At 69.2% G+C, this 26,164-nt stretch carries 22 protein-coding genes; 11 read left to right on the forward strand and 11 right to left on the reverse strand.

Annotation, left to right across the window (positions count from 1 at the left end):
* Positions 1 to 32: 32 nt before the first annotated feature.
* Together ACFQ0P_RS13765 and ACFQ0P_RS13770 are read left to right on the forward strand one after the other, a co-directional pair.
* The gene (locus tag ACFQ0P_RS13765) at positions 33 to 1,448 is read left to right on the forward strand and encodes an RNA polymerase sigma factor (RefSeq protein WP_204979225.1); all 1,416 of its coding nucleotides are present in this window, start codon (positions 33 to 35) and stop codon (positions 1,446 to 1,448) included.
* Complete coding sequence (locus ACFQ0P_RS13770; protein WP_204979226.1) at positions 1,445 to 2,140, forward strand: coenzyme F420-0:L-glutamate ligase; 696 nt, start codon at positions 1,445 to 1,447, stop codon at positions 2,138 to 2,140. The genes ACFQ0P_RS13765 and ACFQ0P_RS13770 overlap by 4 nt, the downstream gene beginning before the upstream one ends.
* A gap of 80 nt (positions 2,141 to 2,220) precedes the next feature.
* Here ACFQ0P_RS13770 and ACFQ0P_RS13775 read toward each other — a convergent pair whose 3' ends face one another.
* Positions 2,221 to 2,445 (reverse strand): DUF7455 domain-containing protein, encoded by a 225-nt coding sequence (locus tag ACFQ0P_RS13775; RefSeq protein WP_204979227.1) that lies wholly within the window; start codon positions 2,443 to 2,445, stop codon positions 2,221 to 2,223.
* Between the two features lie 169 nt (positions 2,446 to 2,614).
* On the opposite strand from ACFQ0P_RS13775, the gene ACFQ0P_RS13780 reads away from it, so the two are divergent.
* Entirely contained in the window at positions 2,615 to 4,687 is a 2,073-nt protein-coding gene (locus tag ACFQ0P_RS13780) for a DNA gyrase/topoisomerase IV subunit B (protein ID WP_378772902.1), read from the forward strand.
* A gap of 9 nt (positions 4,688 to 4,696) precedes the next feature.
* On the opposite strand, the gene ACFQ0P_RS13785 is transcribed toward ACFQ0P_RS13780, so the two are convergent.
* The gene (locus ACFQ0P_RS13785; RefSeq protein WP_204979228.1) at positions 4,697 to 7,156 is read right to left on the reverse strand and encodes a DNA gyrase/topoisomerase IV subunit A; all 2,460 of its coding nucleotides are present in this window, start codon (positions 7,154 to 7,156) and stop codon (positions 4,697 to 4,699) included.
* Positions 7,157 to 7,219: 63 nt separating this feature from the next.
* Here ACFQ0P_RS13785 and ACFQ0P_RS13790 point away from each other — a divergent pair, with 63 nt between their 5' ends.
* Positions 7,220 to 8,335: an alkaline phosphatase family protein gene (locus tag ACFQ0P_RS13790; protein WP_204979229.1), complete on the forward strand. Its 1,116-nt coding sequence runs from the start codon at positions 7,220 to 7,222 to the stop codon at positions 8,333 to 8,335.
* Between the two features lie 31 nt (positions 8,336 to 8,366).
* Here ACFQ0P_RS13790 and sepH read toward each other — a convergent pair whose 3' ends face one another.
* Positions 8,367 to 9,398: a septation protein SepH gene (gene sepH / locus ACFQ0P_RS13795; RefSeq protein ID WP_204979230.1), complete on the reverse strand. Its 1,032-nt coding sequence runs from the start codon at positions 9,396 to 9,398 to the stop codon at positions 8,367 to 8,369.
* Positions 9,399 to 9,655: 257 nt separating this feature from the next.
* Here sepH and ACFQ0P_RS13800 point away from each other — a divergent pair, with 257 nt between their 5' ends.
* Positions 9,656 to 9,949: a DUF4193 domain-containing protein gene (locus ACFQ0P_RS13800; RefSeq protein WP_204979231.1), complete on the forward strand. Its 294-nt coding sequence runs from the start codon at positions 9,656 to 9,658 to the stop codon at positions 9,947 to 9,949.
* Here ACFQ0P_RS13800 and ACFQ0P_RS13805 read toward each other — a convergent pair.
* The gene (locus ACFQ0P_RS13805) at positions 9,915 to 10,412 is read right to left on the reverse strand and encodes a DUF3093 family protein (RefSeq protein ID WP_204979232.1); all 498 of its coding nucleotides are present in this window, start codon (positions 10,410 to 10,412) and stop codon (positions 9,915 to 9,917) included. The genes ACFQ0P_RS13800 and ACFQ0P_RS13805 overlap by 35 nt on opposite strands.
* A gap of 12 nt (positions 10,413 to 10,424) precedes the next feature.
* Between ACFQ0P_RS13805 and dut the strand changes: the two genes are divergently transcribed.
* From dut to dxs, 5 genes are all read left to right on the forward strand, one after another.
* Positions 10,425 to 10,868: a dUTP diphosphatase gene (dut, locus tag ACFQ0P_RS13810; RefSeq protein WP_204979233.1), complete on the forward strand. Its 444-nt coding sequence runs from the start codon at positions 10,425 to 10,427 to the stop codon at positions 10,866 to 10,868.
* 73 nt (positions 10,869 to 10,941) lie between these two features.
* Entirely contained in the window at positions 10,942 to 11,541 is a 600-nt protein-coding gene (locus ACFQ0P_RS13815; protein WP_204979234.1) for a DUF3710 domain-containing protein, read from the forward strand.
* Complete coding sequence (locus tag ACFQ0P_RS13820) at positions 11,538 to 12,329, forward strand: DUF3159 domain-containing protein (protein ID WP_378772596.1); 792 nt, start codon at positions 11,538 to 11,540, stop codon at positions 12,327 to 12,329. Before ACFQ0P_RS13815 ends, ACFQ0P_RS13820 begins: the two co-directional genes overlap by 4 nt.
* Positions 12,330 to 12,465: 136 nt before the next feature.
* Positions 12,466 to 15,276 carry an aconitate hydratase AcnA gene (gene acnA, locus ACFQ0P_RS13825; RefSeq protein WP_378772599.1) on the forward strand — a complete coding sequence of 937 codons (2,811 nt, stop codon included), beginning with the start codon at positions 12,466 to 12,468 and terminating at the stop codon, positions 15,274 to 15,276.
* 98 nt (positions 15,277 to 15,374) lie between these two features.
* Positions 15,375 to 17,333 carry a 1-deoxy-D-xylulose-5-phosphate synthase gene (gene dxs, locus ACFQ0P_RS13830; protein ID WP_204979236.1) on the forward strand — a complete coding sequence of 653 codons (1,959 nt, stop codon included), beginning with the start codon at positions 15,375 to 15,377 and terminating at the stop codon, positions 17,331 to 17,333.
* On the opposite strand, the gene ACFQ0P_RS13835 is transcribed toward dxs, so the two are convergent.
* The 5 genes from ACFQ0P_RS13835 to ACFQ0P_RS13855 form a co-directional block, all read right to left on the reverse strand.
* A complete protein-coding gene (locus tag ACFQ0P_RS13835; protein WP_204979237.1) occupies positions 17,330 to 18,148 on the reverse strand; it encodes a hypothetical protein in 819 nt (272 codons plus the stop codon). The genes dxs and ACFQ0P_RS13835 overlap by 4 nt on opposite strands.
* A gap of 108 nt (positions 18,149 to 18,256) precedes the next feature.
* The gene (locus tag ACFQ0P_RS13840) at positions 18,257 to 20,401 is read right to left on the reverse strand and encodes a 3-hydroxyacyl-CoA dehydrogenase NAD-binding domain-containing protein (RefSeq protein WP_204979238.1); all 2,145 of its coding nucleotides are present in this window, start codon (positions 20,399 to 20,401) and stop codon (positions 18,257 to 18,259) included.
* A 12-nt stretch (positions 20,402 to 20,413) separates the two neighbouring features.
* A complete protein-coding gene (locus tag ACFQ0P_RS13845; RefSeq protein WP_204979239.1) occupies positions 20,414 to 21,619 on the reverse strand; it encodes a thiolase family protein in 1,206 nt (401 codons plus the stop codon).
* Positions 21,620 to 21,691: 72 nt separating this feature from the next.
* Complete coding sequence (locus ACFQ0P_RS13850) at positions 21,692 to 22,891, reverse strand: ribonuclease D (RefSeq protein ID WP_204979240.1); 1,200 nt, start codon at positions 22,889 to 22,891, stop codon at positions 21,692 to 21,694.
* On the reverse strand, positions 22,884 to 23,474 hold the full coding sequence (locus ACFQ0P_RS13855) for a DUF3000 domain-containing protein (protein ID WP_204979241.1): 591 nt from the start codon (positions 23,472 to 23,474) through the stop codon (positions 22,884 to 22,886). The genes ACFQ0P_RS13850 and ACFQ0P_RS13855 overlap by 8 nt, the downstream gene beginning before the upstream one ends.
* A 25-nt stretch (positions 23,475 to 23,499) precedes the next feature.
* On the opposite strand from ACFQ0P_RS13855, the gene ACFQ0P_RS13860 reads away from it, so the two are divergent.
* A complete protein-coding gene (locus ACFQ0P_RS13860) occupies positions 23,500 to 24,720 on the forward strand; it encodes an alpha/beta hydrolase family protein (RefSeq protein ID WP_204979242.1) in 1,221 nt (406 codons plus the stop codon).
* 9 nt (positions 24,721 to 24,729) lie between these two features.
* Here ACFQ0P_RS13860 and ACFQ0P_RS13865 read toward each other — a convergent pair whose 3' ends face one another.
* Positions 24,730 to 25,170, reverse strand: coding sequence for a SufE family protein (locus ACFQ0P_RS13865; protein ID WP_204979243.1), 441 nt, complete (start codon positions 25,168 to 25,170; stop codon positions 24,730 to 24,732).
* A gap of 35 nt (positions 25,171 to 25,205) precedes the next feature.
* Entirely contained in the window at positions 25,206 to 26,108 is a 903-nt protein-coding gene (locus ACFQ0P_RS13870; RefSeq protein ID WP_204979244.1) for a sulfurtransferase, read from the reverse strand.
* Positions 26,109 to 26,164: the final 56 nt, after the last annotated feature.

Below are 26,164 nucleotides of genomic sequence, written 5' to 3' on the forward strand. Positions count from 1 at the left end.
GTTCGGCACATGCCCCCGGTGAAAGGCGAAACGTGACCTCAGGCACGAACACCAAGGCCCGCTCGGCCGCGAAGGACACCGAGACGGACGAGACCACCGCCGAGAAGACTGCTGCGAAGGCGGCACCCAAGGCTTCCGCGAAGAGCACCAAGACCACCGCGACCACCGCCGCGAAGAAGACGCGCGCGAAGGCGGCGCCGAAGACGTCGTCGAAGAAGGCCTCGAAGGACGAGGACGAGCTCGAGGAGGACGTCGAGCTCGATGACGTCGAACTCGACGCTGAGGCCCTGGTCGAGGACGGCGACGACGCCGACGCCTCGGAGCCCGCGGGTGACGAGTCAGCCGCAACGCGCCGCGCGCGGCGCGGTGCGAAGACGCCCGAGGAGGGCGAGGCGCCGGCGTCCGAGGAGACCGAGGACGAGGACGAGGAGAGCACCAAGCCGGCGTTCACGGAGCCTCTGCCGACCGGCGCGATCGTCATCTCGTCGAGCGACGAGGACGACGTCCCGGTGTACTCCACGCAGATCACCGGCGCCACCGCCGATCCGGTCAAGGACTATCTGAAGCAGATCGGAAAGGTCCCGCTCCTCAATGCGGCCGAAGAGGTCGAACTGGCGATGCGCATCGAGGCGGGTCTGTTCGCCGAGGAGAAGCTGTCGCACATGTCGGCGGCGGAGAAATCTTCGCAGCTCGGTCTCGACCTGCAGTGGGTCGCACGCGACGGCCAGCGCGCCAAGTCGCACCTGTTGGGTGCGAACCTGCGCCTCGTCGTGTCGCTCGCCAAGCGCTACACGGGTCGGGGCATGCAGTTCCTCGACCTGATCCAGGAGGGCAACCTCGGCCTCATCCGCGCGGTCGAGAAGTTCGACTACACCAAGGGCTTCAAGTTCTCGACCTACGCGACGTGGTGGATCCGCCAGGCGATCACCCGCGCGATGGCCGACCAGGCACGCACGATCCGCATCCCCGTGCACATGGTCGAGGTCATCAACAAGCTCGCGCGTGTGCAGCGCCAGATGCTGCAGGACCTGGGCCGCGAGCCCACGCCGGAAGAGCTCTCGCGCGAACTCGACATGACCCCCGAGAAGGTCATCGAGGTGCAGAAGTACGGGCGTGAGCCCATCTCGCTGCACACTCCGCTCGGTGAAGACGGCGACAGCGAGTTCGGTGACCTGATCGAGGACACCGAAGCCGTCGTCCCCGCCGACGCCGTGGGCTTCACGATGCTGCAGCGTCAGCTCGAGTCGCTCCTCGACTCGCTCTCGGAGCGCGAGGCGGGCGTCATCCGCATGCGCTTCGGCCTCGGCGACGGTCAGCCGAAGACCCTCGACCAGATCGGCGACACGTTCGGGGTGACCCGCGAGCGGATCCGCCAGATCGAGTCCAAGACGATGGCCAAGCTGCGGCATCCGTCGCGTTCGCAGTCCCTCCGGGACTACCTCGAGTGAGCGAGGCGAACGCCGGCAAGGCGCTCACCGTCAAGGTCGAAGGATCGTCGTACGCCCGCATCCCGATCCGCACGCGGGTCGTGATGCCGGGTGACGATCTCGACGCGTTCATCCGCGAGTACGCCCTCGACGTCGTGCGCGACGGTGACCTGCTGTTCGTGACGGAGAAGATCGTCGCAATCACGCAGGGGCGCTCGTACCAGCTCGAGGAGATCCATCCCCGCCGGTTGGCGCGGTTCCTCTCGAAGTACGTCACGCGCACGAGCTACGGCATCGGCCTGGGCATGCCCGAGACGATGGAGATGGCGCTCCGCGAGTGCGGGACGCCCCGGATCCTGCTGGCGGCCGCCGTATCTGCGGTGACCAAGCTGTTCGGGCGTAGCGGTGACTTCTACCGCGTCGCGGGGTACAAGGCGCGTTCCATCGACGGGCCGACCGCCCACACGATCCCCCCGTACAACACCGCCGTCGTCCTCGGGCCGGCCAAGCCGACGCAGGTCGCCCGCCACGTGCAGTCGCTGCTCGGCGTGCGCGCCGAGGTGGCGGTCGTCGACATCAACGACGTCGGCGGCAACATCCTGGGGTCGACGCTCGACAGCGCCGGCGAGAAGCGGCTCGTGGCGATCCTGAAGGACAATCCCCTCGGCCAGGGCCATGAGTCCACGCCGCTCGGCATCGTTCGCGCGGTCTGAACCCCCGACGAACGCCGGAAGGGCGGGCTCACAGATGTGAGCCCGCCCTTCCTCTTCGTTCAGGGGCGAGGGTGCCGGTGTCAGACCGAATCGGCCAGACGCGCGGTCTCGTCGTGCCACGAGGTGGCGACGGCGCGCAGCTTCTCTTCGTACTTGCGTCCGTGGTGGGCGCAGAACAGCAGCTCGCTGCCGTTTACCTCGGCGGCGATGTACGCCTGTGCGCCGCACGAATCGCAGCGGTCGGCCGCCGTGAGGCGGTGGTCGAGGACGACGCCGGGCTCGGTAGGTGTCGAAAGCGTGGTCATGTCGGTGCCTCCTCGTTCAGATAGAACTCCGTTGCGGGTCATGAAATACAACCACGCCATTGTTTCGAGAATGCCTCGAAGCGATGACATTTCGCTGTGCGCGTACCGCCGACCTCCCGGGAGCGTGTCGGGAGGGGCCGTGAGCGCGCCGCGGATACGCTTGGAGATTGTGACAGCCGAGTACTCCGCCCATCACCTTCAGGTGCTCGAAGGGCTCGAGGCCGTCCGCAAGCGACCGGGCATGTACATCGGCTCGACGGACTCGCGCGGACTCATGCACTGCCTGTGGGAGATCATCGACAACTCGGTCGACGAGGCGCTGGGCGGTCACGGCAGCCGCATCGACATCGTCCTCCATGCCGACGGCAGCGTCGAGGTGCGCGACCGCGCCCGCGGCATCCCGGTCGACATCGAGCCTCGTACCGGACTCTCGGGTGTGGAGGTCGTCTTCACCAAGCTGCACGCGGGCGGCAAGTTCGGCGGCGGGTCGTACGCCGCCTCCGGTGGACTGCACGGTGTCGGGGCATCCGTCGTGAACGCGCTGTCCGAGCGGCTCGACGTCGAAGTCGACCGCGGCGGCAAGACGTGGGCGATGTCGTTCCATCGAGGCGAGCCGGGAGTGTTCTCGAACGGATCGCCCGACTCCGCGTTCCGCCCGTTCGAGGAGCGCAGCGAACTCCGCGTCGTCGGCAAGGCGCCGCGTGGTGCCACCGGCACGCGCATCCGCTACTGGGCCGACCGACAGATCTTCACGAAGGATGCCGCGTTCAACCTCGAGGAGCTCGAGCAGCGGGCGCGGCAGACCGCCTTCCTCGTGCCCGGACTCGAGATCGTCATCCGCGACGAGCGCGGCGACGAGCCTGTCGAGACCGGGTACCGCTTCGACGGCGGCATCTCCGAGTTCGCCGACTACCTGGCTCCCGACGCTCCGCTGACCGACACGTGGCGGCTCACCGGTGAGGGGACCTTCACCGAGACGGTGCCCGTGCTGCAGTCGTCCGGGGCGATGGTGCCGACCGAGGTCGAGCGCACGTGCGAGGTCGACATCGCGGTCCGCTGGGGCACCGGTTACGAGACGACGACGCGTTCGTTCGTCAACATCATCGCCACGCCGAAGGGCGGAACGCACCAGACAGGGTTCGAGCTGGGCCTCATGAAGGTGCTGCGCACTCAGGTCGAGCAGAACGCGCGCAAGCTCAAGTTCGGCGCGTCCGACAAGCTCGAGAAGGACGACATCCTCGCAGGCCTCTCGGCCGTGCTCACGGTGCGCCTGCCCGAGCCGCAGTTCGAGGGGCAGACCAAGGAGGTGCTCGGCACGCCCGCGGTCCGTCAGATCGTCGCGAACGTCGTCACGCGCGAACTCACCGCCCGCTTCACCTCGTCCAAGCGCGACGACAAGGCGCAGACCGCACTCCTTCTCGAGAAGGTCGTCTCCGAGATGAAGGCGCGCATCTCGGCGCGCGCGCACAAGGAGACCCAGCGTCGCAAGAATGCGCTGGAATCGTCGTCTCTCCCCGCCAAGCTCGCCGACTGCCGCAGCAACGACGTGGCCGCATCGGAGCTGTTCATCGTCGAGGGAGACTCGGCGCTCGGGACGGCGAAGCTCGCGCGCAACAGCGAGTACCAGGCACTGCTCCCGATTCGCGGCAAGATCCTCAACGTGCAGAAGGCGTCGATCAGCGACATGCTGTCCAACGCCGAATGCGCCGCCATCATCCAGGTCATCGGCGCCGGCTCGGGACGCTCGTTCGACCTCGAGGCGGCGCGCTACGGCAAGATCATCCTGATGAGCGACGCCGACGTCGACGGCGCGCACATCCGCACGCTGCTGCTCACCCTCTTCTTCCGCTACATGCGTCCGCTCATCGACGACGGTCGCGTCTATGCGGCCGTCCCGCCGCTCCACCGCGTCATCGTGATCAACCCGGGCAGCAAGCCGAACGAGACGATCTACACGTACTCGGAGCAGGAGCTGCACGGCCTTCTCGCGAAACTCAGCAAGGCGGGCAAGCGCTGGCAGGAGCCCATTCAGCGGTACAAGGGCCTGGGCGAGATGGACGCCGATCAGCTGGCGACGACCACGATGGACCGGTCCGGTCGGACCCTCCGACGCGTGCGCATGCAGGATGCCGAAGCCGCGGCATCCGTCTTCGAACTCCTCATGGGAAACGACGTCGCACCGCGCAAGGAGTTCATCATCGACTCGAGCGACCGGCTCGCCCGGGAGCGCATCGACGCGTGAGTCGACCTATCAGCGGACCCCGGTGCCGATCGCGCCGATGACGCTGTCCAGCGGCGTCCCTGACGCGTCGCGCTTGGCTCCGGGCTCGGGCAGAGCCCGGACGGAGCCGTCCGCTCCCACTGCCCGCGGGTCAGACCCCACCCACGCGTGCGTGAGCACGTCCTCGCCCTTCAGGAAGCGCTGAGCGCGCACGCCGCCGGTGGCCCGGCCCTTCGCCGGGAACTCGCTGAAGGCGGAGACCTTGGCGGTTCCGGCATCCGTTCCGGCCAATGCGCCCGCCGATCCCGCGACGGTGACGACCACCGCGTCGAAGGCGGAGGCGCCGACGACGGTGAACGCGATGACCTCGGCGCCGTCGCTGAGGCGGATGCCGGCCATGCCGCCCGCCGCACGCCCCTGCGGACGCACCGACGACGCGTCGAAGCGCAGCAGCTGCGCGTCGCTGGCGACGAACACGAGCTCGGCGCCGTCGGACGCGGGAGCCGCGCCGACGACGCGGTCGCCGTCGCGCAGGGCGATGATCTCGATGTCGTGCTTGGCGCCGAGCTCGGACGCGGCGACCCGCTTCACCGTGCCGTGCAGGGTTCCCAGCGCGATGGGCGGACCGTCCTCGAGCGGCACGATCGCCACGACGTGCTCGCCGCTTCCGAGTCCGAGGTACTGGTCGGCGCGCGTGCCGGCAGCCAGCTGCACGGAGTTGCCCGGCACGGACGGCAGGTCGACGGGGGAGAAGCGGACCAGACGGCCGTGGCTGGTGACGGCCGCGGCGTCGCCGCGTGCGGTGGTGTCCACCCAGGAGCGGATCGCATCGTGCTTCGAGCGGCGCGAAGGCGGGACGATGCCGCCGCCGGGGGCTTCCGCGGTGAGCTCGGCGCGGACCATGCGCCCCGTGGCCGAGAGGAACACCCGGCACGGGGTGTCCGCGATCTGGAGGTCCGCCGCCGCGGCGGCCGCCCGTGAGCGCGGTGCGACGGGCCCGCCGTTGAGAAGGAGGGTCCGGCGCGGCGTGCCGAACTGCTCCGCGGCGGCGTCGAGTTCGCGGGCCACCTGTGCGCGCAGGAGCACCTCGCTGCCGAGGAGCTCCTCGAGTTCGGCGATCTCGGACTTCAGCTTGTCGCGCTCGGCCTCGAGCTCGATGCGGGAGAACTTCGTCAGTCGACGCAGCCGGAGCTCGAGGATGTACTCCGCCTGAGGCTCGGACAGGTCGAACACGTCCATCAGACGTGTCCGCGCCGCTTCGCCGTCGTCGGATGTGCGGATGACCTGGATGACCTCGTCGATGTCGAGGATCGCGATGAGCAGTCCTTCGACGAGGTGCAGGCGCTCCTTGCGACGGGCGAGCCGGAACGCGCTGCGACGCGTGACGACGCTGAGCCGGTGGTCGAGGTAGACCCGCAGCAGGTCGCGGAGTCCGAGCGTCTGCGGCTGGCCTTCCACGAGCGCGACGTTGTTGATGCTGAAGGAATCCTCCAGCGGCGTCAGACGGTAGAGCTGCTCGAGGACGGCCTGGGGGTCGAATCCGGTCTTGACTCCGATGACCAGGCGCAGTCCGTTGTGCCGGTCGGTCAAGTCGTTGAAGTCGGCGATTCCCTGGAGCTTCTTGGCGTTGACGGCATCCTTGATCTTCTCGACGACGCGTTCGGGGCCGACGAGATAGGGCAGCTCGGTCACGACGATGCCGGTGCGTCGCGGGCCGAGGGGCTCGATCGACACCTTCGCCCGGGTGCGGAACGAGCCGCGCCCCTTCTCGTAGGCGTCCTTGATGCCGTCGAGGCCCACGATGATGCCGCCCGACGGGAGATCCGGGCCCGGGACGAACTCCATGAGCTCTTCGACGGTGGCGTCCGGATTGTCCAGCAGATGGATGGCGGCGCCGACCACCTCGATGAGGTTGTGGGGCGCCATGTTCGTCGCCATGCCGACGGCGATCCCGGTCGCCCCGTTGACGAGGAGGTTGGGATAGGCCGCCGGAAGGACCTCGGGCTGCTGGAACTGCCCGTCGTAGTTGGGGATGAAATCGACGACGTCCTCGTCGAGGTTCTCGGTGAGGGCGAGGGCCGGCGCGGCGAGGCGGGCCTCGGTGTAGCGCGCCGCAGCAGGTCCGTCATCGAGCGATCCGAAGTTCCCGTGACCGTCGACGAGCGGCACGCGCAGCGAGAAGGGCTGCGCGAGCCGGACGAGCGCATCGTAGATCGGGGCGTCGCCGTGCGGGTGGAGCTTGCCCATCACCTCGCCGACCACGCGCGCGCTCTTCACGTGACCGCGATCGGGGCGAAGCCCCATGTCCGCCATCTGGAAGAGGATGCGCCGCTGCACCGGCTTGAGTCCGTCGCGGGCGTCCGGAAGCGCGCGCGAGTAGATCACCGAGTACGCGTACTCGAGGAAGGACCCCTGCATCTCGGCGGACACATCGACGTCTTCGATGCGACCGTGGTCGATGGGGGCGGATTCGGTGCGGGATGCGGGCATGACGGAGCCTCGGGTGACGGCGGAGCGGCGGGGGCTGCTCGCCGGTGTGCGAGACTGGCCCCGATGTCCCTCAGCCTACCCGCGGACCCGGCTCGAGCCCGGAGCCTCACCGGTGTCGTGGCGCAGATGTCGGCGGCGCTGGATGGTCGATCCGAGTGGTTCGCTCCCGCCACGAGTGCCGTGGTGATGCTCGTGGACGGCCTGGGTGCCCACAACCTCTCCGCGCGCGCCGGCCATGCCCGTTTCCTCAGTCAGGCGGGCAGCCGGAAGGATGTCGCACGCACCGTCTTCCCGTCGACGACGGCGGCCGCACTGACGAGCCTGCTCACCGGCACACCGCCGGGTCGGCACGGGATCGTGGGATATCGCGCGCGGGTTCCGGGAACCGACGACGTCATCAATCAGCTCCGAGGCTGGGACACCGATGGGCTGCCGCTGTCGTGGCAGCGTTCCACACCGATCGCGACGTCGTCGGGTCGTCCCTTCTTCACCGTGACCAAACGTGAGTACGCCGGAACCGGGTTCACGGCGGCAACGCAGGCCGGTGCCGAGTTCCACGGAGTCGACGATCTCGTGGAGCGCGTTTCCACAGCAGCCGACCTGGCGACCCGCGTGCCCGGATCCCTGGTCTACCTCTACGCACCCGAGCTCGACGGGATCGGCCACCGCCACGGCTGGGAGTCCGACGAGTGGCTTGTCGGCCTCGAGCGGATGGATGCCGCGGCCCGCGCGCTTGCCGACGGTCTCGGACCGAGGGTCGGCGCGGTCGTCACCGCCGATCACGGGATGGTGGACATCCCGCGCCACCGCCACGTGCTGCTGGAGGACGGCGATCCGCTCCTGGACGGCGTGCGTGTCATCGGCGGCGAACCGCGGATGCTGCACCTCTACGCGGAGCCAGGCGCCGCCGACGCAGTGCTGGAGCGGTGGCGGGAGGCCGAGGCATCCCGATCCTGGGTTCTTTCGCGCGACGAGCTGATCCGGTCCGGCCTCCTCGGCGAGACCGACCCCGAGGTCGCCCCGCGAATCGGTGACGTCGTGGTCGCCGCGCGCGCCGGGATCGTCTACTACGACGATCGAGTCCACGACAAGGGGCCGCAGAAGATGGTCGGCCAGCACGGCTCGCTCACTCCCGAGGAACGAGTCGTCCCGCTGCTGCGGCTGGGGGCGTTCGCCTGAGATCGGTGTTCAACCCGCCTGCGGACGGTACTCAGTCCTCGGTGCGTGCGCCGAAGACGATCTCGTCCCACGAGGGCATGGAGGTGCGCCCCTTGCGTCGGCCCGCCTCGGCGACCGCGGACGGAGCCGGGTCGAACTCGGGCTGATCCGCCGGATCCGCGGGCGTCTCGTCGTACCCGGGTTCGAGGGCGTCGAAGAGCGCGACGGGGGAGTGCGATCGGCTGGGCGCCGATTCCTCCGCCCCCGGCAGCGGCTCACGCTGTCCGCGACGACGGCGGAGCGCTTCGAGGAGGTCGGCCGTCTCGGCCGACGTCGTGATGGTCTCGTCGGCACGCTTTATCGCCGCCTGCTGCACAGCGGGCGCCGCGGGGGAGGGAAGGTCGGGGGACTCGAAGTCGGCCTCGGGGAGCTTTCGCGGGCCGAATGCCCCGCTGTCGAAACGGGTGTCGTCCTTCGGCGGAACCGACTCGAGGGCACGGAGGCGGGGAATGAGTCCGTCGGGCAGCGACCCCTGGCGCGACAGCTGCACCGCGTCGGAGTTCTGGGGAGAAAGGGTGCTGCGACGCGGGTCGAACCCCCAGCGGGCGTCGTGATCGACGTCATTGGCGGTGAACTCGAGCTTCACGATCCAGCCGGACTGCTCTTTCCAGCTGGTCCAGCGCTCACCGATCGCGCCGGCCTCGGCGAGCTTGCCGCGCACCGCGGCACCGAACGTCGCGTTGCCGTCCGACTCGAGGTCGCCGCCCAGCAGGACGGGCACCGAGAGCGCTTGGCCGACGATGTGCTCGCGTTCGGCGAGCACCGGACCTTCGAAACGCGCAATGTCTTCGATCCGCGCGCCGAGCAGGCTCGCCACTTCCTCGGCGGACAGCCCGGCCCGGATGTGCGCCTGGATCTCGCGGGGGCTGGGGCGCGCCGACTGCGACTCGTCGTCGCGGTCGCGACGCAGCCTGCGCAGCTCCGAGCGCAGCACCTCGTCGACCACGAGCGAGAACCTCTCGCCGGACTCGGTCGCCAGAACGAGACGGTCGTCTTCGGTTCCGATCACCTTCAACTGGTCCATGCGAACGCCTCACCTTCCTGTCAGGCTCTCGCGCCGTCCGACTCGTCGGTCATCGGGCCGTCGATCCGCCTGTCCCGCCCATGCTGACACAGGGGATACGGAGCTTCGGGAATATCCGGCGCGTGGCGCGAGTTTCAGGCGGACGCAGGGCGAGGCATCCCACTCCCAGCATTTGCGAAAACGGGGTCCGTCATGCAAACTATCGCCGCCCGAACGGGCGCGCACCCGAGCTACTCCGGAAGTTGAGACGTTCACGCATGGCCACCGATTACGACGCCCCCCGCAAGACCGAGGACGACAGCGAGTCGATCGAGGCGCTCAAGGAGCGCGTCCCCGACAAGCTCTCGGGTGCGGTCGATGTGGAGGACGCCGACAACCCCTCCGGCTTCGAGCTTCCCGGCGCGGACCTGTCGGATCTGGAGCTCGACGTGGTCGTCCTGCCCGCGCAGGAGGACGAGTTCACGTGCTCCAACTGCTTCCTCGTCAAGCACCGGTCACAGCTCGACCACGATTCCGCTACCGGGCCGATCTGTCGCGAGTGCGCCGCCTGATCTGGGCGTGACGCAGCGCCGCGACCAGCCGGTCGGGCGTACGGGTGGACACCACCCACACGGGAGCGGGGTCGTCGGGGTCGATGACAGGGACGACGACGACGCCGTCGATCCCGCCGCGGATGAGGTGCCAGGATCTCGGATCGAGCCCCGGGCCCCGGGCGTGCCTGGCTTCGTCGCCTGCGAGCGCGTCCGGCTTGCCGAGCAGTGCGACGTCGATGTGCGCGCGACCGGCTCGCAGCTCGCCGTTGCGAACCTCGACGACCGGCGCAGCGGCCACGAGGAGGATCACCACCGCGACGGCTACGGCCGCGCCGATGAGGAGGGCGAAGGTGGTGTCGATCGGTGCGAGGACGAGGGCGGCCATCGGTCCTGCAAGCGCCGCGCTCACCAGGAACCACAGCGACGGGCCGAGCCTCTCGCGATACTCCCCGGCACCCAGGTCGCGCGCTGTCATCTGCATTACCCTCATTGGGTGACTGAAACGGTGGACGTCCCAATTATCGCCCCCGACGCTCCGGTGTACGCGCACCCGGGCGACGCCGGAGCGGATCTCGTCGCCGCCGAGGCGGTGCGCCTCGAGCCCGGGCAGCGCGCGATGGTGGGGACCGGGGTGCGCATCGCACTTCCGGACGGGCACGTCGGATTCGTCGTTCCGCGCAGCGGTCTGGCGGCCAAGCACGGCATCACCGTCGTGAACGCCCCCGGAACCGTCGACGCAGGGTATCGGGGCGAGATCAAGGTGATTCTGCTGAACACCGATGCCGAGCACGCGCACGACATCTCCGTGGGAGACCGGATCGCCCAGCTGATCGTCATGCCCGTGCCGCGGGCGCGCTTCATCCCCGTCGACGCGCTGCCCGACAGCGTCCGCGGGGAGGGCGGATTCGGATCCACCGGCTTCGGGGGCAGGGCCTAGCGGACGCTCACGCCCGCCAGCACGTGCGGTGCCTCGGCATCGCGACCATGACACAGAGAAGGACGGAGTCCTCATGACCGACGCGACACCCGCGGACGTTCCGCAGAAGGACGCCCCCGAAGATCGCGCGACCGCCGGTCCGTTCGACGAATCGGAGGCGAATCCGGTCCGGCCGTACATCGACCTGGGCGGTATCAAAATCCTCCCGCGCGAGGGTCTCAACCTGCGACTCGAGGTCGAGGAGCAGACCAAGCGCATCGTGGCGGTGGGGCTGGACTACGCCGGATCGACGCTGCAGGTCCAGCCGTTCGCCGCACCGCGCACGGCGGGATTGTGGGCCGAGACGCGCGAGCAGATCCGGGCTCAGGTCCGCCAGCAGGGAGGACGCGTCGAGGAGCGCGAGGGGCCCCTGGGCCCCGAGCTGCTGGCGGAGGTCCCGGTGATCGCCGGACCCGAGAGCACCGCGGGCAAGCGCCTGGCGCGCTTCGTCGGCGTCGACGGACCGCGGTGGTTCCTGCGCGGAGTGATCGGGGGCGCGGCGACGTCCGACGTCGAAGCCGCCGCGGCGGTCGAGGATCTGTTCCGGTCCATCGTCGTGGTGCGCGGTGGCACGCCCATGCCGCCGCGCGACCTCATCCCTCTGCGCATGCCCGCGACCCCCGGCGTAGCGTGAGCACGCAGTCCGATCCGGCGCCCGACGAAGAGGAGCGCAGCCCCGAGCTGACTCCGCCGCCGGCCGAGGCATCCGCATCCGCGATGATCGGCGCCGCCCTCGGAAGCGCCGCCAAGCGCGCGGGCATGGATCCCGCAGGGGGCAAGTCGACCGGCCACGTCGTGTGGGCGGCCATGGGCGGCTGGCGCGGCGTCTTCGAGTCGGTGCTGCCGGGTCTGATCTTCATCGTCGTCTACACGATCACGATCGACCCGGCGACGGGTGACGGCGACCTCTGGCTCTCACTCGGCCTCTCGGTGGGGATCGCGGCGATCTTCACCCTCGCGCGTCTGATCGCGAAGCAGCCGGTCACGGCAGCGGTCGGGGGGCTCGTGGCGGCGGGCGTCGCTGCGGCGTTCGCGGCCTTCACCGGCGAGGCGTCCAACAACTTCATCCCCGGGTTCGTCACCAACGCGCTCTACGGGACCGCGTTCCTCGTGTCCGCCCTGGTCGGCTGGTCGCTGATCGGTCTCGCGGCGGGCTTTCTCATGGGGGAGGGGGTCGCGTGGCGTTCCGACAAGCGCAAGCGCCGCGTGTTCTTCTGGCTCGCGATCGCGTGGGCTTCGCTGTTCGCGGCCCGGCTCCTCGTGCAGCTTCCTCTGTACTTCGCCGACAACGTCACGGCTCTCGGAACGCTCAAGCTCGTCATGGGCCTGCCGCTGTTCGCGCCGCTCGTCGCGGTGACGTGGCTCGCCGTGCGGGCGCTGTACCCCCACCGCGCGCCGGAGGCGGAGACGCCGGCAGAGTGATACATTTATCTTGATATCAAGATAAATTGATCCCGCCGCGGATTAGGTCATCCTCACTAGCCGACCGGTCCCGTGCGAGAGAAGATGGGGAATGCCGGGCCCCGGCCCGCTCCCGCCGCCGACGAAGGAGACAAACGTGTCCACGGTTGACAGCTTCGGTGCCAAGAGCACCCTGACGGTCGGCAGCACCGACTACGAGATCTTCCGCATCGACACGGTCGCGGGCTACGACAAGCTCCCGTTCAGCCTGAAGGTGCTCCTGGAGAACCTCCTGCGCACTGAAGACGGGGCGAACGTCACGAAGGCGCAGATCGAGGCGCTCGGGTCGTGGGATGCCGCGGCCGAGCCGGACACGGAGATCCAGTTCACCCCCGCCCGCGTGGTCATGCAGGACTTCACGGGTGTGCCCTGCATCGTCGACCTCGCGACGATGCGCGAGGCCGTCACCGCGCTCGGTGGGGACCCGAAGCGGATCAACCCGCTGTCGCCCGCCGAGATGGTCATCGACCACTCCGTGATCGCCGACCTGTTCGGCACCGAGAACGCCCTCGAGCGGAACGTCGAGATCGAGTACGAGCGCAACGGCGAGCGCTACCAGTTCCTCCGCTGGGGCCAGACGGCCTTCGACGACTTCAAGGTCGTGCCGCCCGGTACCGGCATCGTGCACCAGGTCAACATCGAGCACCTCGCGAAGGTCATCTACGACCGCGAGGTCGGCGGTGTGCTGCGGGCGTACCCCGACACGTGCGTCGGCACCGACTCCCACACGACGATGGTCAACGGCCTCGGCGTGCTGGGCTGGGGCGTGGGCGGCATCGAGGCCGAGGCGGCGATGCTCGGCCAGCCCGTCTCGATGCTGATCCCGAAGGTGGTCGGCTTCAAGCTCTCCGGCGACATCCCGATGGGCGTCACCGCCACCGACGTCGTGCTGACGATCACCGAGATGCTCCGCAAGCACGGCGTGGTCGGCAAGTTCGTCGAGTTCTACGGGTCGGGCGTCGCGGCGGTGCCGCTGGCCAACCGCGCCACCATCGGCAACATGAGCCCCGAGTTCGGCTCCACCGCGGCCATGTTCCCGATCGACGACGTGACCCTGGACTACCTGCGCCTCACCGGCCGCAGCGAGGAGCAGATCGCGCTGGTCGAGCAGTACTCCAAGCTGCAGACCCTCTGGCACGACCCCGCGACCGAGCCGGTCTACAGCGAGTACCTCGAGCTCGACCTCGGCACCGTGGTGCCCTCGATCGCCGGACCCAAGCGCCCGCAGGACCGGATCGTGCTGGCGCACGCCAAGACCCAGTTCGCGAGCGATCTCACCAACTACGCGGACGTCGAGCACGATCTGGTCGACCTCGAGGGCTCGGAGTCGTTCCCGGCTTCCGACCCCCCGGGCAACTCGCCCGACGACGAGTACAGCGCGCACACGCACCACCACCGCAGCCACGCGCCCGTCAAGGGCTCCAAGCCGACCCCGGTGGTGCTCGGCGACGGAGAGCGGTTCACGCTCGATCACGGCGCCGTGACCATCGCCGCCATCACGTCCTGCACGAACACGTCCAACCCGTCGGTCATGCTCGCCGCGGGCCTGCTGGCACGCAACGCGGTCAAGAAGGGCCTGAAGGCCAAGCCGTGGGTCAAGACCACCCTGGCGCCCGGCTCGAAGGTCGTCACGGACTATTACGAGAAGGCAGGCCTGACTCAGGATCTCGAAGAGCTCGGGTTCTACACGGTCGGCTACGGCTGCACCACGTGCATCGGCAACTCGGGACCCCTGATCGAGGAGGTCTCGGCCGCCGTCCAGGAGAACGACCTGGCCGTCACCGCCGTGCTGTCGGGCAACCGCAACTTCGAGGGGCGCATCAACCCCGACGTGAAGATGAACTACCTCGCGAGCCCTCCGCTGGTCATCGCCTACTCGCTGGCCGGGTCGATGAACTTCGACTTCGAGACCGACCCGCTCGGAAAGGACCGGGACGGCAACGATGTGTTCCTGAAGGACATCTGGCCCGACGCCGCCGAGGTGCAGGCCACGATCGACTCGTCCATCAACAAGGACATGTTCACGCATCAGTACGCGAGCGTCTTCGAGGGCGACGAGCGATGGAAGACGCTTCCGACCCCCACCGGTGACGTGTTCGAGTGGGATGCCGATTCGACGTACGTCCGCAAGCCCCCGTACTTCGAGGGCATGACGATGGAGCTCACGCCGGTCACCGACATCGTGGGCGCGCGCGTGCTCGCCACCCTCGGCGATTCGGTCACGACCGACCACATCAGTCCTGCCGGCAACATCAAGGCCGAGAGCCCGGCCGGGAAGTACCTCGACGAGCACGGCGTCGCGCGGAAGGACTACAACTCCTACGGGTCGCGGCGCGGCAACCACGAGGTCATGATCCGGGGCACGTTCGCCAACATCCGGCTGCGCAACCAGCTGCTGGACGGCGTGGAGGGCGGCTACACGCGCGATTTCACACAGGAGGGCGGCCCGCAGTCGTTCATCTACGACGCGAGCCAGAACTACCAGGCCGCGGGGACGCCGCTGGTGATCTTCGGCGGCAAGGAGTACGGCTCGGGCTCGTCCCGCGACTGGGCGGCCAAGGGAACGAGCCTGCTGGGCGTGAAGGCCGTCATCACCGAGAGCTTCGAGCGCATCCACCGGTCGAACCTCATCGGGATGGGTGTTGTTCCCCTGCAGTTCCCCGCCGGGGAGTCGTGGGCCTCCCTCGGACTCGATGGCACCGAGATCGTCTCGATCGCCGGTCTGGAGCAGCTGAACGAGGGGGTCACCCCGAAGACGGTCCGCGTCACCGCCGCCCCGAGCGGGTTCTCGCCCGAAGGCAAGCAGACCGTGGAGTTCGACGCCGTGGTCCGCATCGACACGCCCGGTGAAGCCGACTACTACCGCAACGGCGGCATCCTGCAGTACGTGCTGCGTTCGCTCGTCTGACCGCTCGGGAGGGCCGGGGCGCCTTCGGCGCGCCCCGGCCCTCCCCATGCGTCGCAGGTAGAATGACAGGGCCCGACCGGGCAGGGAACGGAGCGAGGATGCCGCTGCTGTCGTCGATCAACGGACCGCGCGATCTCGATGCCCTGAGCACGGATCAGCTCGAGGAGCTCGCCGCCGAGATCCGCGGATTCCTCGTCGAGAACGTGTCTCGCACGGGCGGCCACCTCGGACCCAATCTGGGGGTCGTCGAGCTGACGATCGCCCTCCACCGCGTGTTCGACTCGCCCGCCGACCCGTTCATCTTCGACACGGGTCACCAGTCCTACGTGCACAAGCTCCTCACCGGGCGTCAGGACTTCTCGGGGCTGCGCTCGCGCGGCGGCCTGGCCGGGTACCCTCAGCGGGCCGAGAGCCCGCATGACGTCGTCGAGTCCTCGCACGCGTCGAGCTCGCTCAGCTGGGCCGACGGGGTCTCCCGCGCTCTCACGCGCACGGGCCGCAAAGATCGTCACGTGGTCGCCGTCGTCGGCGACGGCTCGCTGACGGGCGGCATGACGTGGGAGGCGCTGAACAACATCTCCGACGACAACGACCGCAATCTGGTCATCGTCGTGAACGACAACGGGCGCTCCTACGCCCCCACGATCGGCGGTATGGCGCGCTATCTCAACCGGGTGCGGACGGCCGAGGCCTATCGCAATCTCCGCCACGGCTCGGACACCTTCTTCCGTAAGCTCGGTCCGGCCGGGCGGGCGGTCTACCGGGGCGTTCGCGGCGGAGCGCACGGCTTCCTCTCCCGCTTCACCAACAACGCGGCGCTCTACTCGAATCTCGACATCAAGTACCTCGGTCCGGTGGACGGCCACGATCTGCCGTCGCTGATCGAGACGCTCGAGCTGGCGAAGACCTACGGTGCACCGGTCATCGTGCACGCCATCACCGAGAAGGGCCGCGGGTACCAGCCCGCACTCGACGACGAGGCCGATGCCTTCCACGCCGTCGGCAAGATCGACCCGGCGACCGGCAAGACGGTCGGGAGCTCCGGCGGTGCTCCCGCGTGGACCGACGTCTTCGCCTCCGAACTGGTGACGGTGGGGGAGCACCGCGACGACATCATCGCGATGACGGCTGCAATGCTGCGCCCGACCGGCCTGCTGCCGTTCGCGCAGCGATTCCCCGATCGCGTCTACGACGTGGGAATCGCCGAGCAGCATGCGGTCGCCTCGGCGGCCGGGCTCGCCTTCGGCGGGCTCCATCCCGTGGTGGCGATCTATGCCACGTTCATGAACCGCGCGTTCGATCAGGTGCTGATGGATGTCGCGCTCCACCGCGCCGGCGTCACCTTCGTGCTCGACCGCGCCGGCGTCACCGGTCCCGACGGCCCGAGTCACCACGGCATCTGGGACCTCGCGATGCTGCAGCTGGTCCCGCACATCCGCATCGCCGCGCCCCGCGATGAGGCCCGCCTGCGCGAGGCGCTGCACGAGGCCGTCCTCGTCGACGACGCCCCGACGGTCATCCGCTTCCCGAAGGGGCCGGTGAGCCCGGAGCTCCCCGCCGTCGAGCGGCTCGACGACGGCGTCGACGTGCTCGTCCGCTCCGACGCGCAGGATGTGCTCGTCGTCGGCATCGGGCCCATGGCTCACACCGCGGTCGAGGTCGCGCGGCGCCTCCGCGCTCAGGGCATCGGCGCGACCGTGGTGGACCCGCGCTGGGTGATCCCCGTGCAGCCGTCGATCGTCGAGCTCGCGGCATCCCATCGCCTGGTCATCACGATCGAGGACGGCATCCGCGTCGGGGGCATCGGGACGCGCGTGCGCCAGGTGCTGCGTGAGGCGGGCGTCGACACGGCCGTAGACGAGCTCGGCGTGCCCGACGAGTTCATCGACCACGCGAGCCGCGAGGAGATCCTCGAGGATGCCGGGCTTATGCCAGCCAAGATCGCGCAGGACGTGGTCTCTCAGGTGCTGGGCACTCGCATCCCGGTCGCCCGCGGAGCGACCAGCGAGATCCCCGCACTGTCCGACTTCGCGCGCAGCCGGGACGATCTGCGCTAAACCGCGCTGAGCCGTGCGGCGAGAGCGGATGCCGACACCGCCCAGTCCGTCTCGTCGACGCGGGACGCCTGCGGAGTGATCGCCTGCGACAGCAGGTATCCGTCGCTGAGTGCATCACCCGTGACGATCACTCGCAGCAGTTCGATCCCGCAGTCCGTGCGAACGACCTCTGCGCAGGCGTCCACGACGAGAGGCGACAGCAGATCGTTCGGTGGCAGCACCGCGCCGTCACGCTCGTGCACGATGTCGCGCAGCGCGGCGCCCACGATGTTGCCGGCCCGCTCCTTCACATTGACGACGTCGAGCTCGAGCACACGCAGATCATGGCCGGATACGATCGGGCGCCAGTCGAACGAGGCGTGAACGAGATGCTGGTGCCCCGTGGCCGCCGTGAGGGTGCGTGCCGGAAGGTCCGTCGAGCGTGCGCGGACGTCGACCATCCGGTACCAGCAGAAGATGGGGAACGCGCCGTGCGTGCCCGGACGGAGGACGACCACTTCGCCACGTCCATCGGCTGAGCCGCGTACTCGGCGGATGATCGGCTTTCCGTTGCGCGTGCGGATCGCCGCCGATCCTTCGTCCACGGTGACGAGGAACAGCTTCATGAGGGCCGGGACGACCAGGAGGAGAGTCAGCGCCGCCCCGCTGGTCTTGACGAGCACGCTGAGCGCGTTCCCGCCGAACAACCCTGAGATCGCATCCAGCACCCGGACCCCTCTCGATCGCACCGTCAGTGACAGGATGCCCTGGGCCGAGCCGACGATCGTGCTGTCGACGCCCTGCCCCGCCGAATGTTCATCCTCCTGACCCGACACGTTGGGACAGCAGGGTGCAGGAGTTCGAGGTGCGCGTTCGCCCGGCGTGGCAGGCATGTGAAGGGCGCACCCTCCGACGAGGATGCGCCCTTCGCAGTCGAGCCGGCGTCAGTCTCCGATGCCTCTGATCACCGGGTGGTGGAACGTGTCGCCGAAGACGCGCTCGGAGGCTCCCTCGCGGTCGAGGTACGGCGAGGCGCCGCCGTCGATGAACGGCCAGCCCGCTCCGAGGATGAGACACAGATCGATGTCTTCGACCTCGGGCACCACACCCTCGTCGAGCATGATCCGGATCTCCTGCGCGAGTCCGTCCTGGACCCGGGCGAGGATCACCTCGGCCGACGCCGGCGACGAGCTGACAGCCGGCTTGAGCACCTTCTCCGCGGCCTTCGTCCAGCCCGTCACGCGACCACCCTTGTCCTTCTCGACCACCTCGGGCAGCTCCGCGAGGGCGTGGAAGTTCTCGTTCGCGTAGAACCGGTCGGGGAAGGCGCGCACCATGGTGTCCTGGACGTGGGCCGCGACCTTCCAGCCGACCAGATCGATGAGCTGGAACGGACCCATGGGCAGACCGAGCGGGGCGAACGCCTTCTCGACCTCCGCGACGGGGGTTCCCTCGTACACCGCGCGTGCCGCTTCGCCCATGACCTTCGCCAGCAGCCGGTTCACGACGAAGCCGGGCGCGTCGGCCGTGAGCACCGCGTTCTTGCCGAGGCTCTTGGCGACGACGAACGCGGTCGACAGGGCGGCATCCGACGTCTGCGGCGTCTTCACGATCTCGATGAGCGGCATGACGGCGACGGGGTTGAAGAAGTGGAAACCCACCAGTCGCTCGGGGTGTGCCAGCTTCGCACCGATCTCCTCGACCGACAGCGACGAGGTGTTCGTGGCGAGGATCGTGTCTTCGGCGACGATCTCCTCGATCTCGCCGAACACCTGCTGCTTGACACCGACCTCTTCGAACACGGCCTCGATCACGAAGTCGCAGTCCGCGTAGAGGCTCTTGTCGGTGGTGCCGGTCACGAGGGCGCGCAGCCGGTTCGCCGTGTCGGCGTCGAGGCGGCCCTTGCTCTCGAGCTTGCCGATCTCGTCGTGGATGTACGCCACGCCCTTGTCGACGCGGGTCTGATCCAGGTCGGTGATGAGCACCGGCACCTGCAGCTTGCGCACGAACAGGAGGGCGAACTGACTGGCCATGAGGCCCGCGCCGATGATGCCGACCTTCGTCACCTTCTTGGCGAGTGACTTGTCGGGTGCGCCCACTGGACGCTTGGCGCGCTTCTGCACCAGGTCGAACGCGTACATCGAGGCGGCGAACTGGTCACCGGCCACGAGCTCCGCGAGCGCTTCGTCCTCGCGTGCGAAGCCCTCGGCCTTCGTCCCGCCCTTGGCCTTGTCGAGCAGCTCGAGCGCGGCGTAGGGGGACTTCGGAACCGTGCCGATCTTCGACTCGAGCATCCCGCGCGCGACCTTGATCGCGATCGGCCACTTCGTGAGGCGCTCCAGCTTGCCGGGCTCGTTCTTGCGCTCGACCTTGACTGTCCCGCCGAGCACTCCGTCAGCCCACCGCAGCGAGTCCTCCAGGAAGTTCGCGGCGGGGAACATCGCGTCGACGATCCCGTAGTCCAACGCCTGCTGGGGCTTGAGCATGCGGTTCTGCTTGAGCGGGTTGGAGATGACGACCTCGAGCGCGTTCTCGATGCCGATGAGATTCGGCAGGAGGTAGGCGCCGCCCCACCCGGGGATGATGCCGAGGAACACCTCGGGCAGCGCGATCGCGGCGGCCGAGGCATCCACCGTCCGGTACGTGGAGTTGAGCGCGATCTCGAGGCCGCCGCCGAGCGCGAGGCCGTTCACGAACGCGAACGAGGGCACGCCCAGCTCGGACAGCTTCGAGAAGACGTGGTGCCCGAGCTGCGCGATGAGACGGGCGTTTTCCTTCGAGCCCACCTTCGAGATGTCGGAGAGGTCGGCGCCCGCCGCGAGGATGTACTGCTTGCCGGTGACCGCGACGCCGTCGATCTCGCCGGCCTTCGCCCGGACGGCCAGGGTGTCGAGGGTGGTGCCGAGCTCCTTGAGCGTCGTCGGACCCAGCGTGTTGGGGCGGGTGTGATCGCGACCGTTGTCGAGCGTCACGAGCGCGAGCACCCTGCCCGAGGGGAGGCGGATGTCGCGCACCCGCGAGTGCGTGACCACCTCACCCTCGGCGAGGGCGTCCAGCGGGGAGAAGTCGATGTTCTCGTAGTTCGTCATGCGAGTCGGGTCCTACTTCTTCTTCTTGCCGTCGTAGTGCGGGTTCTCCCAGATGACCGAGCCGCCCTGCCCGAGACCCACGCACATCGCGGTGAGCCCGTAACGGACGTCGGGGCGCTCGGCGAACTGGGCGGCCAGCTGGATCATCAGGCGCACGCCCGAGGCGGCGAGCGGGTGACCGAGGGCGATCGCGCCGCCCCACTGGTTCACGCGGGGGTCGTCGTCGGCGATGCCGAAGTGATCCAGGAGCGAGATCACCTGGATCGCGAACGCCTCATTGAGCTCGAACAGGCCGATGTCGTCGATCGTGAGCCCCGCTCGCTTGAGCGCCTTCTCGGTCGAGGGAATCGGTCCGATCCCCATGATCTCGGGCTGCACGCCCGCGAATGCGAACGAGACGAGCTTCATCTTCGGCGCGAGGCCCAGCTCCTTCACCGCTCCGCCACCGGCGAGGAGCGACATCGTCGCCCCGTCGGTCAGCGGAGAGGAGGTGCCGGCCGTGACGCGCCCGTGCGGGCGGAACGGGGTCTTGAGGCTCGCCAGATCCTCCATCGTGGTCTGAGGCCGACGGCCCTCGTCCTCGGTCGCCAGACCCCATGAGCCCTCGGCGTCTTTGATGGCCACGGGCACGAGGTCAGGCTGGATCTTGCCGGCGTCGTAGGCTGCCTGCGCCTTGTGCTGGCTGAGCATGCCGTAGCGGTCCGAGCGCTCCTTGGTCAGGTGGGGGAACCGATCGAAGATGCGCTCCGCGGTAACGCCCATGTTCAAGGCGCCCGGGTCGACCATGCGCTCCGCGACGAATCGCGGGTTGGGATCGGCGTTGCCGCCGATCGGGTGGTGGCCCATGTGCTCGACGCCGCCGGCGAGGGCGAGGTCGTACATGCCCACGCCGATCGAGCCGGCCATGGTCGTCACACTCGTCATGGCGCCTGCGCACATGCGGTCGATCGCGAAGCCCGGCACCGTCTGGGGGAGTCCGGCGAGGATCGCGACGCTGCGGCCGAGGGTCAGGCCCTGGTCGCCGGTCTGGGATGTCGCGGCGATGGCCACATCGTCGATCCGGTCCTTCGGAACGTTCGCGTTGCGCTCCATGAGCCCGATCGTCGCTTTGACGGCGAGATCATCCGATCGCGTGTTCCAGTACATGCCTTTCTCGCCGGCGCGCCCGAACGGCGTGCGCACTCCATCGACGTAGAAGACGTCCGAGATCTCGGCCACTCTGCCTCCAAAAATAGGGATGCCGCCAGCCTAGGAGGGCGTCACGAAGCGCTGGAATCGGGTGGGGGAATCCTACGAAGCGTCGTCGGAGGCCGTCGCGGGGTCTTGCACGGAACCGACAAACGCATCGGCGATCACCTGTGCAGTCTGCGCAATCTGCCACGGGCGCGCACCGAGGGTCCCCAGCGCCGCGCCGACGGATGCTGCGGTGACGGTCTCCGGAGGCGCCCACGCCAGCCGACGGAGCAGCTCGGGGGTGAGGAGGTTCTCGGTCGGCATCCCGAGCTCTTCGGCGCGCTGCTCGACGAGGGGACGAGCGGCCTTCAGCCGGGCGTCGGCCTCGGGGTTGCGGTCGGGCCACGCGCGAGGCGGCGGCAGTGTATCGCCTCCGGACACGCGCTCGAGCGGGAGGTCGGTCGTGGAGCGACCCTCCTCGAACGCGGCCCACCAGCGATCCAGCTGGGTGCGGCTGGCGCGCCCGGTGAACTCCTTGACCGAGGCCAGCTCGGACTTCGACGAGGGGTTGGCGAGGACGGCGGCGACGAGCGCACGGTCGGGCACGAGGCGGCCGGGTGCGACGTCCTGCTCCCGGGCGTAGTCCTCCCGGGCCGTCCACAGCGCGCGGGCGATCGCGAGGGGACGGCGTCCGCGCACCTGGTGCAGTCCGCTGAGACGGCGCCACGGATCGTCGCGTGGCGGCTTGGGCTCGCGCTCGAGCACCGCCCGGAACTCCTCGGCCGCGAACTCCGTCTTCTCCTGTGCCTCGAGCTCCGCCACGAGAGCATCGCGTACGTCGACCAGGTGCTCGACGTCGAGCGCCGCGTACTCGAGCCAGGACTGCGGCAGCGGGCGCGTGGACCAGTCCGACGCCGAGTGGGCCTTGGCGAGGGTGATGCCGAGCGTGTCCTCGACGACGGCCCCGAGCCCGACGCGGGCGTGGCCGAGCAGCCGCGCGGCGAGCTCCGTGTCGAACATCGTCGCCGGCTCGAGCGAGAGCTCTCGCAGCGAAGGCAGATCCTGACTCGCGGCGTGGAGGATCCATTCCTCGCCGCCGATCGCCTCCTGGAGGGCGGTGAAGTCGCCGATCGGCGGTGGGTCGAAGAGGAACACCCCCGCACCGCGGCGGAAGACCTGGATGAGGTACGCCCGCTGGGAGTACCGGAACCCGGAGGCGCGCTCGACGTCGACGGCCACCGGACCGTGTCCTGCGGCCAGCGCACGCGCGGCCTCCCGAAGGGCGCCCTGCTCGTCGATGACGTCGTACTCAGTCACGCGGCGCCCTGCGCGAAGCCAGCATCGCTATCCCTTCCGAACCCGGCGGGAGGCCCGCCAGCATGCACACCAGTTCCGCCCATGCTTCCACGTGGGGGGCGATCTCGCCCTCCGGCGACCACGAGGCGCGCAGCTCGATCTGCGCGCCGTCGCCTTCGGCGGCGAGCGAGCCGAAACCCTTCGACAGAGTCTTGGTGGCGGTACCCGACGCGGAATGGAACCCCGCACCGCGCGACTCGAGCGCATCGGTCAGCCACGCCCATGCGACGTCCGCGAGCATCGGATCCACGCCGATGTCGGGCTCGAGCGGCGCCTGGGCGAAGCACACGATGCGCCACGGCCCGTTCCACTGCGCCGGCTCACCCGGGTCGTGGAGCAGCACCAGGCGTCCTGTCCCATACTCCGACTCCTCGCCTTCGGCCTCCGGCCGCACGTCGCCGCGCAAAGCCAGCGACTCGGGGGCCAGGCCCGCGGGCGCGGCGATCTCGCTCACCGAGAGGTCGCCTCGGAACAGGATCGCCCGCACGGACTCGGCGGCAAGCGCGAACGGCGTCGTAGCCGCCGGGGGACGATGCTCAGCCACGCGGACAGACTAGAGTGAGGCCTCGATGGTCGACTCCAGGCGCGCCGCGATGCGCGGCGCCTCACCCGCTCTCCTCGCCGGGGTGCGAGCCGCGCTCACGGTCGTGAGTCTCGCTCTCGCCGGTGTGCTCTCGGCGATGGCCGTCGCCTCCGCGCATATGGCGCGGCGTATCGTCACGCCCGCGCTCCGTCGCCCGGACACGCGCATCCTGTCGCTCGACACGGCGGCGCAGACGATCACGCTGGCGCGCACCCCCGACACCGGACTGCCGGGGCGATACGGCCTGTTCACCAGCGGCACCACCGACTACCTCAAGCTGGGCTCCGTCCTCTCCGAGGACGAAGAGAGCGTCACGCGCAAGCTGCTCACGCACGTCGGTCCCGACGCGGGCCTGGCGCCCGACGCGGCATTCAGCGGGTGGTACTACGACCGCCCCGAGCAGCTGCACCTGCCGTACACGCCCGAGCTCATCGGGTCGACCGTCGGACCGTGCCCCGCCTGGCTGTTCCCCGCCGGCGAGGGCGAGGTGTGGGTCATCCAGGTGCACGGGCGCGGCGCCACGCGCGCCGAATGCCTGCGCGCCGTCCCCCTGTTCCATTCGCTGGGCATCACCTCCCTCGTCGTCTCGTACCGCAACGACGGGGAAGCCCCCCGAAGTCGCACCGGCACCTACTCGCTCGGGGCGACCGAGTGGCGCGACGTCGATGCCGCCGTCGGCTTCGCCCGCCGCCGCGGCGCCCGCCGGATCATCCTGATGGGCTGGTCGATGGGCGGCGCGATCGCCCTGCAGGTCTCGCTGAACTCCGCGCATCGCAGCGCCGTGGCCGGCCTGATCCTCGAGTCGCCCGTCGTCGACTGGCGCGTGGTGCTGCGATTCCAGGCCCGCGTCATGAACGTGCCCCCCACCGTGAGCGGGATGGCGATCGAGGCGCTCAAGCACGAGTGGGCGACGCCCATCACTCGGGCGGGTCATGCGATCCCGTTCGATCGCCTGGACGTCGTCGCGCGCGCCGGCGAGCTGCGGCATCCGATCCTCATCCTGCACAGCGATGACGACGGGTTCGTGCCGTCGGACGCGTCTCACGACCTCGTGGTTGCGCGCCCCGACCTCGTCCAGCTCGATGTGTTCTCCGTGGCGCGCCACACCAAGCTGTGGAACTACGACCAGGAGCGCTGGACGGCGCGGATCACGTCGTGGCTCGCGCAGCAGGGACTCGCCGAGGCATCCATCCCCGCCGACGCATGAGCGAAGGCCTCAGCGGCGTCGCTTCGCCTCGGTCTGGCGCTTCGCCCGCAGGAGCATGCCCGTCATGCCCGACAGGCGCAGCGGCGAGACGACCTTCGTGAGGCCGAGGGTCTGCGGGAAGTCGGACGGGACCGCGAGCACCTCGTCGGCCGACAGCCCGCTGATGCCCTGAACGAGGATGCTCGCGAACCCTCGAGTGGTCGGCGCTTCGGCGGGGGCGGTCGCATGCATCGTCACGGTCCCATCGTCCGCGACCTCCACCACGATGAACACGGGGGACTGGCACTCGGCCACCCGCTCGTACAGCTCGGGATGGTCGGCGTACTCCGCCGGTGCCGCCGGAAGCTCCTGCGAGAACTCCAGAAGGAGCTGGAGGCGGTCGGCCTCGGGCAGCTCCAGGAACTCGTCGCGGATCTCGGCGAGACTGTCGGGAAGGGTCGCTTCGGTCATCCCCGTCATCCTTTCACGAGGACGGATGCCGCGGCTCAGCGCCCCGGAACCTCGCCGGGCTCGCTTCCGGTCACGATCGGCACGCGCACCGCGCTGCCCCATTCCGTCCATGAGCCGTCGTAGTTGCGGACGTCCTCGAAGCCCAGGAGGTGCTTGAGCACGAACCACGTGTGGCTGGACCGCTCCCCGATGCGGCAGTAGGCCACCACGGAGTCGCCATCCTGCAGGCCGGCCCCATCGAGGTAGACCGCCTCGAGTTCGGAGCGGGGCTTGAACCCGCCGTCCTCGGCGACCGCGCGTGCCCACGGGACGCTCTTCGCGGTAGGGATGTGTCCGGCGCGCAGCGCTCCCTCCTCGGGGTAGGCGGGCGCCGAGGTGCGCGAGCCGTCGTACTCCTCGGGGGAGCGGACGTCGATCAGAGGGTTGCCGAGGTGGCCCAGCACGTCCTCCTTGTAGGCCCGCAGCGTCGAGTCGTCTCGCTCGACGACGGGGTACGAGGTCGGTGCGATCGCGGGCCGCTCCGTCGTGAGCGGGCGCCCCTCCGCGATCCACTTGTCGCGGCCGCCGTCGAGGAGCCGCACGTCCGCGTGGCCGAAGAGCGAGAACACCCACAGCGCGTACGCGGCCCACCAGTTGTTCTTGTCCCCGTAGACGACGATCGTGTCGTCGCGCGAAATCCCCTTCGCCGACATGAGACGCGCGAACCCTTCGCCGTCGACGTAGTCGCGGACCACCGGGTCGTTGAGCTCCGTATGCCAGTCGACCTTGACCGCGCCCGGGATGTGTCCCGTCTCGTAGAGGAGGACATCCTCGTCGGACTCGACGACCACGAGGCCGGGAGTGCCGAGGCGCTCCTGGAGCCAGTCGCCGGTCACGAGCCGGTCGGGATCGGCGTACTCGGCGAACTTCGGCGACGACGTGTCTGTCTCGACGGTCATGGGCTGCTCCTCGGGTCGGGGCGGAATGATGTGACGACTAGGGTTGAACCGTCGAC

It is taken from the genome of Microbacterium insulae (assembly GCF_042677065.1).
Taxonomy (GTDB): Bacteria; Actinomycetota; Actinomycetes; order Actinomycetales; family Microbacteriaceae; genus Microbacterium; species Microbacterium insulae.

Excerpts from the sequence above, each read along its gene's own strand:
- ACFQ0P_RS13775 (WP_204979227.1), bottom strand. The coding sequence starts at position 2,445 with ATGACCACGCTTTCGACACCTACCGAGCCCGGCGTCGTCCTCGACCAC.
- ACFQ0P_RS13785 (WP_204979228.1), bottom strand. The coding sequence starts at position 7,156 with ATGCCCGCATCCCGCACCGAATCCGCCCCCATCGACCACGGTCGCATC.
- ACFQ0P_RS13790 (WP_204979229.1), top strand. The coding sequence starts at position 7,220 with ATGTCCCTCAGCCTACCCGCGGACCCGGCTCGAGCCCGGAGCCTCACC.
- sepH (WP_204979230.1), bottom strand. The coding sequence starts at position 9,398 with ATGGACCAGTTGAAGGTGATCGGAACCGAAGACGACCGTCTCGTTCTG.
- ACFQ0P_RS13800 (WP_204979231.1), top strand. The coding sequence starts at position 9,656 with ATGGCCACCGATTACGACGCCCCCCGCAAGACCGAGGACGACAGCGAG.
- ACFQ0P_RS13805 (WP_204979232.1), bottom strand. The coding sequence starts at position 10,412 with ATGCAGATGACAGCGCGCGACCTGGGTGCCGGGGAGTATCGCGAGAGG.
- ACFQ0P_RS13815 (WP_204979234.1), top strand. The coding sequence starts at position 10,942 with ATGACCGACGCGACACCCGCGGACGTTCCGCAGAAGGACGCCCCCGAA.
- dxs (WP_204979236.1), top strand. The coding sequence starts at position 15,375 with ATGCCGCTGCTGTCGTCGATCAACGGACCGCGCGATCTCGATGCCCTG.
- ACFQ0P_RS13840 (WP_204979238.1), bottom strand. The coding sequence starts at position 20,401 with ATGACGAACTACGAGAACATCGACTTCTCCCCGCTGGACGCCCTCGCC.
- ACFQ0P_RS13860 (WP_204979242.1), top strand. The coding sequence starts at position 23,500 with ATGGTCGACTCCAGGCGCGCCGCGATGCGCGGCGCCTCACCCGCTCTC.
- ACFQ0P_RS13865 (WP_204979243.1), bottom strand. The coding sequence starts at position 25,170 with ATGACCGAAGCGACCCTTCCCGACAGTCTCGCCGAGATCCGCGACGAG.
- ACFQ0P_RS13870 (WP_204979244.1), bottom strand. The coding sequence starts at position 26,108 with ATGACCGTCGAGACAGACACGTCGTCGCCGAAGTTCGCCGAGTACGCC.